Source organism: Salipiger sp. HF18, assembly GCF_011806505.1.
In the GTDB taxonomy this organism is placed as follows: domain Bacteria; phylum Pseudomonadota; class Alphaproteobacteria; order Rhodobacterales; family Rhodobacteraceae; genus Salipiger; species Salipiger thiooxidans.
The window spans coordinates 1-4,496 of the sequence record NZ_JAATOS010000330.1 but is presented as its reverse complement, the minus strand read 5'-3'; the positions used below and the strand labels follow the sequence as shown (position 1 = coordinate 4,496).

4 protein-coding genes and 1 riboswitch are annotated in these 4,496 nt (G+C 65.3%); all 4 genes read right to left on the bottom strand.

Going from position 1 to position 4,496, the window contains the following annotated elements; all coding sequences use genetic code 11:
* Window positions 1-1,410, bottom strand: a 1,410-nt coding sequence (locus tag HC022_RS19760; RefSeq protein ID WP_167453564.1) for a TrkH family potassium uptake protein, incomplete at its 3' end; no start/stop codon positions are given.
* A gap of 55 nt (window positions 1,411-1,465) precedes the next feature.
* Window positions 1,466-1,696 (bottom strand): hypothetical protein, encoded by a 231-nt coding sequence (locus HC022_RS19755; protein WP_008886113.1) that lies wholly within the window; start codon window positions 1,694-1,696, stop codon window positions 1,466-1,468.
* Between the two features lie 164 nt (window positions 1,697-1,860).
* Window positions 1,861-2,958 carry a GTP cyclohydrolase FolE2 gene (gene folE2, locus HC022_RS19750; protein ID WP_167453563.1) on the bottom strand — a complete coding sequence of 366 codons (1,098 nt, stop codon included), beginning with the start codon at window positions 2,956-2,958 and terminating at the stop codon, window positions 1,861-1,863.
* Between the two features lie 116 nt (window positions 2,959-3,074).
* Window positions 3,075-4,256: an O-succinylhomoserine sulfhydrylase gene (metZ, locus tag HC022_RS19745; RefSeq protein WP_167453562.1), complete on the bottom strand. Its 1,182-nt coding sequence runs from the start codon at window positions 4,254-4,256 to the stop codon at window positions 3,075-3,077.
* Window positions 4,257-4,322: 66 nt separating this feature from the next.
* Window positions 4,323-4,400, bottom strand: a riboswitch (SAM riboswitch).
* Window positions 4,401-4,496 lie beyond the last annotated feature (96 nt).

Sequence of the window (4,496 nt, the reverse complement as noted above, 5' to 3'; positions counted from 1 at the left end):
GATCATCACCTCGAGCCGCCCGGTCAGCATGGCGAAGGCCAGCATCCACTTCGCGGTGTCGTTTATGGTGGCGAAGTTGCCGGCGGGCCCGATGATGTCGCCCAGCCCCGGGCCCACGTTGGCCAGCGCCGTCGCCGCGCCCGAGATCGAGGTGGTGAAGTCGAGACCCGTCATCCCGAGCCCCACCGACAACACCCCCAGCGACACCACGAAGAAGGCGAAGAAGGCCAGCACCGAGGACATGGTCTCGTCATCCACCGGCCGGCCCTGAAAGCGCGGGATGAAGACGCCGTGCGGTGCCCGGATCCGGCGAAGCTGCACCCGGATCGAGGCGAACAGGATCTGGTAGCGGAAGATCTTCACCGAGCAGGCGGTCGAGCCCGCGCAGCCTCCGATCAGGCCGATGAAGAAGAACATCGTGATGATGAACGAGCCCCAGCCCATGTAGTCGACCGAGGCATATCCTGTCCCCGAGATGATCGAGGTGATGTTGAACAGCGCCTCGCGCACCGCCTGCTCGGGATGGTGCGGGAAGATCGACACCAGCGTCACCGCCATCACCAGCACGAGCGTGCCGATGGTGGCGAAGAACACCAGCACCTGGCTGTCGCGCCAGAGCGCCGTGTGGTGGCCGTTGAGCATTTGCACATAGCGCACGAAGGGCAGCGCCGCGGCGACCATGAAGAACGACGCCACGTATTCCGCCGGCCCCGAGAAGGTGGCGAAGCTGGCGTCGTAATTGGCGAACCCGCCGGTCGAGATCGTGGTAAGCGCGTGCACCGACGCGTCGAAGGCGTTCATGCCGCAGAAGATGTAGGCCAGGGCGCAGGCCAGCGTCAGCGCCACGTAGATGGTCGAGATCGACGAGGCGATCTCGGTGGCGCGGGGCAGGATCTTGCCCATGGTCTCGAAGGCCTCGGAGCGGAACACCTGCATCCCCCCCACCCGCAGTTCTGGCAGGAACACCATGGCCACCACGATGATGCCGATACCGCCCAGCCACTGCAGGATGCCGCGCCACAGCAGCAGCCCCTTGGGCAGGGTGTCGAGTCCGACGAAGACGGTGGAGCCGGTGGTGGTGAGCCCGGACATGGCCTCGAAGTAGGCGTCGGTGAAGCTCGCCTCAGTGGCGCCCCAGATGAAGGGCATGCCGCCGAAGACCGGCAGCACCGCCCAGACGCCCACGGTGAGCAGGAAGGTCTGCTGGATCGAGAGCCCCGCGCGCACCGCATTGGCGCAGGACAGCGACACCAGCCCCCCCGCGAGCAAGGTGACCAGCCCGGTCTGCAGGAAGACGTGCCACTCGCCCCGCCCTTCGGCGATATCCACGAGCATCGGCAGAAACATGGTGGCACCAAGCGTGGCGACCAGAAGGCCGATCACATAGGCGACAGGGCGGATATCGAACATGGGGCAGCGTTGGCCCGCCCCGCCGCGGCTGTCAAGCCGCAGCACCGCCCGTGGTTCAGGCGGTCAGAAGATCGCGAAAGACGTGTGGCAGGATGTCGTCGCGGGTCAGCCCCATGGTTGCAAGCTGCGCATCGCTCTTCATCTCGAGCGTGATGATCTCGCCCATCCGGGCGCGCCGCAGGCCGTAGGGGTTCAGCCCCATCCCGAGCCCGGCGAAATAGATGTCGATCTTTTGCTTCAGGGACGTTCGCCCCATGCCGATCTGGACGTTGTTGGTCGTGCTCATTCGGAAACCTCCGGTCATTGCGGTTTCCTCCCGGTCTCAAGGATAGGGCAAAACCTAAAACAATCCTGAACCGGGCGATCACGATTTGCTGCATTGCAGCAATGTGTATGAAAAATGCGCCGCCCGAAGGGGCGGCGCAGGGTAATTCAGCGCGTCTGGCGGTGTCAGCCGACGTGGAACAGCGTCGAGAACAGCTTCGGATCGAGGCTGTCATTGGCAAATGTGGTGCCCTCGGTCAGAACCGACACCGCATCGTGCGAGTGCAGGCTCTCCTGGTGGCTGGCCAGCACGCGGAAGTCACCGATCCGCGGGTCTGCCTGAAGTTGCTCGGCAAAGAGCCGGGCCGCGTCCTCGACGAAAATCGGGTTGGCGGCGTTGAGCTCGGCGAAGGCCTGCTCGTCCTCGCGCTTGACCATGACCTGCGTCTCGGTCGGCACGGCCTTGCGGCAGAGCCCGATCAGGTCCTCGAACCACAGGCAGTCGCCCTCGTTCGCCAGCACCGCCGAGACGCGGGCCACCGAGCGCTGCGAATGCGGCGTGGCGAGCTGGCCACGGGTGCGGCGCGCGTGCTCGGACAGCTCGAGCGAGCACGGGCAGGTCGAGCTGTAGACATAGTCAAGGTGCAGGATCTTGCGGCGCACGCCGTCGAGTTCGACCAGCTCGAGCGCGATGTCGTAATACTGGTAGCCCGACAGGCCCGAGCGCAGGCTGTCGCGCCGCACCGGGAAGGACAGGCGCATCATGATCCGGGCGTCGAAGCTCTCGAGATCCGACTTGTAGTCGTCGAGCGCCGCCTCGATCACCTCGAACGAGAAGGTCTTCTCGGCGTGGGCATAGAAGCTGCGCATGATGCGCGACATGTTGATGCCCTTCTTGTCCGCCTCGAGGCTGACCGTGCCGGTGACCGAGGTCTCGAGCGTGAGCTCGCCATGGTCGCGGGTGCGGTAGTGAATCGGCAGACGGAAGTTCGAGATCCCGACGTGCTGGATCAGGCGATTCTCGCCCTTGATGAGCGAGGACGGCCCGTTCTGAAGGTCAGGCAGGGTTTCACGATAAGCTTCGTCCGCACGGAAGGCGGTCGGGTAGACCCGGGACAGATCAGGATAGGGCACACCACCGTCGCGCAGGGCGGCAATGCCGGGATCCAGCGCGTCGATCTCGTAGTCCAGCGCCTTTTCTGCAAAGCTGCGAAGCACTTCGAGCGCCTTCGCCGCCTCTTCCTTGCTGGGTTTGCGGTCGATTTCGGGGGTAAACACGTTCATTTCAGCCATCCTTCGGGCCTAGTCCTTGACACCGATGAGATAGGGTACGAACAAACGTTTTTCCAACATTTTCTTCCGGAAGTTGTAAGTCGCCCGCATCTTTTTGCGAAATTGTCTCAGACCGCCGAGAGCGCTCCGAGAATGTCCGCCACGAGGTCCTCGGTCGCCTCGATCCCCACCGACAGGCGGATCATCCCGTCCGAGATTCCGAGCGAGGCCCGCTGCTCGGGCTTGAGCCGCTGGTGCGTGGTCGTCGCCGGGTGCGTGGCGATGGATTTCGCGTCCCCGAGGTTGTTCGAGATCAGCACGATTTCGAGCGCGTTGCAGAAGGCGAAGGCCGCCTCCTTGCCGCCCTCGATCACGAAGGAGACCATCGTGCCCCCTGCCCCGCCGAGCTGGCGCTGCGCCAGATCGTATTGCGGATGGGTGGGCAGGCCCGGGTAGCTGACCGCGGTGACCTTGGGATGCTCGCTCACCGCCTCGGCGATGGCGCGGGCCGAGGATGCCTGCGCGCGCACCCGCAGGTCCATGGTCTCGAGACCCTTGAGCATGATCCAGGCGGTGAAGGGGCTCATGGCCGCGCCGGTGTGCTTGAGGTAGGGCTCGACCGTGCCGCGGATGAACTCGCGGCTGCCGAGGATCACCCCGCCAAGCGCCCGGCCCTGGCCGTCGATGTGCTTGGTGGCCGAGTAGACCACCACGTCGGCGCCCTGCTCGATGGCGCGCGAGAACACCGGGGTCGAGAACACGTTGTCCACGATCACCACGGCACCGGCCGCGTGGGCGAGCGTCGCGACGGCCTCGATGTCGACCATCTCGAGCGACGGGTTGGCCATGCTCTCGAAGAACACCGCGCGGGCGCCGGGGGCCAGCGCCTCTTCCCACTGGGCGAGGTCGGCGCCGTCGACGAAGACCACCTCGACGCCGAAGCGCGGCAGGATTGTCTCGAGGATGTAGAGACACGAGCCGAAGAGCGCGCGGGCCGCGACCACCCGGTCACCGGCCTTGAGGCACGAACTCAGCGCACCGTTGACCGCCGCCATGCCAGAGGCGGTGGCAAAGGCGTCCTCGGCACCCTCGAGCAGCGCGATGCGCTTCTCGAACATCGCCACGGTCGGGTTGCCGTAGCGGGCATAGATGTACTCGTCGGGCCCCGACTGGATGAACCGCGCCTCGGCCTGCTCGGCGCTGTCGTAGGCAAAGCCCTGGGTGAGAAAGATCGCTTCGCTCAGTTCGCCCCACTGGCTGCGCTGGGTGCCGCCGTGAACCGCCTGCGTGCGTTTGCCCTTGGTCGTCATCGTCTCGTTCCTCTGTGCGGCGCCCCTCGCCGCAAATTGAAAAAGCCCCGAACGCGGTCAAGCGAAAGGGGCTTTCGGCTGACCTCTTTAGCGGAATGTTTAACGTGGCCCGCAATCCGGTAACAAAGCGCCACGCTGCGGCCATTACGCCGCGAAGCCCCTCACGTCAAGCTGGGGGTGCGGGCGGCGGCCGCGCATTCAAGCGTCCGTTACAGCTTTGCGGCCATAACACGCCGGTGG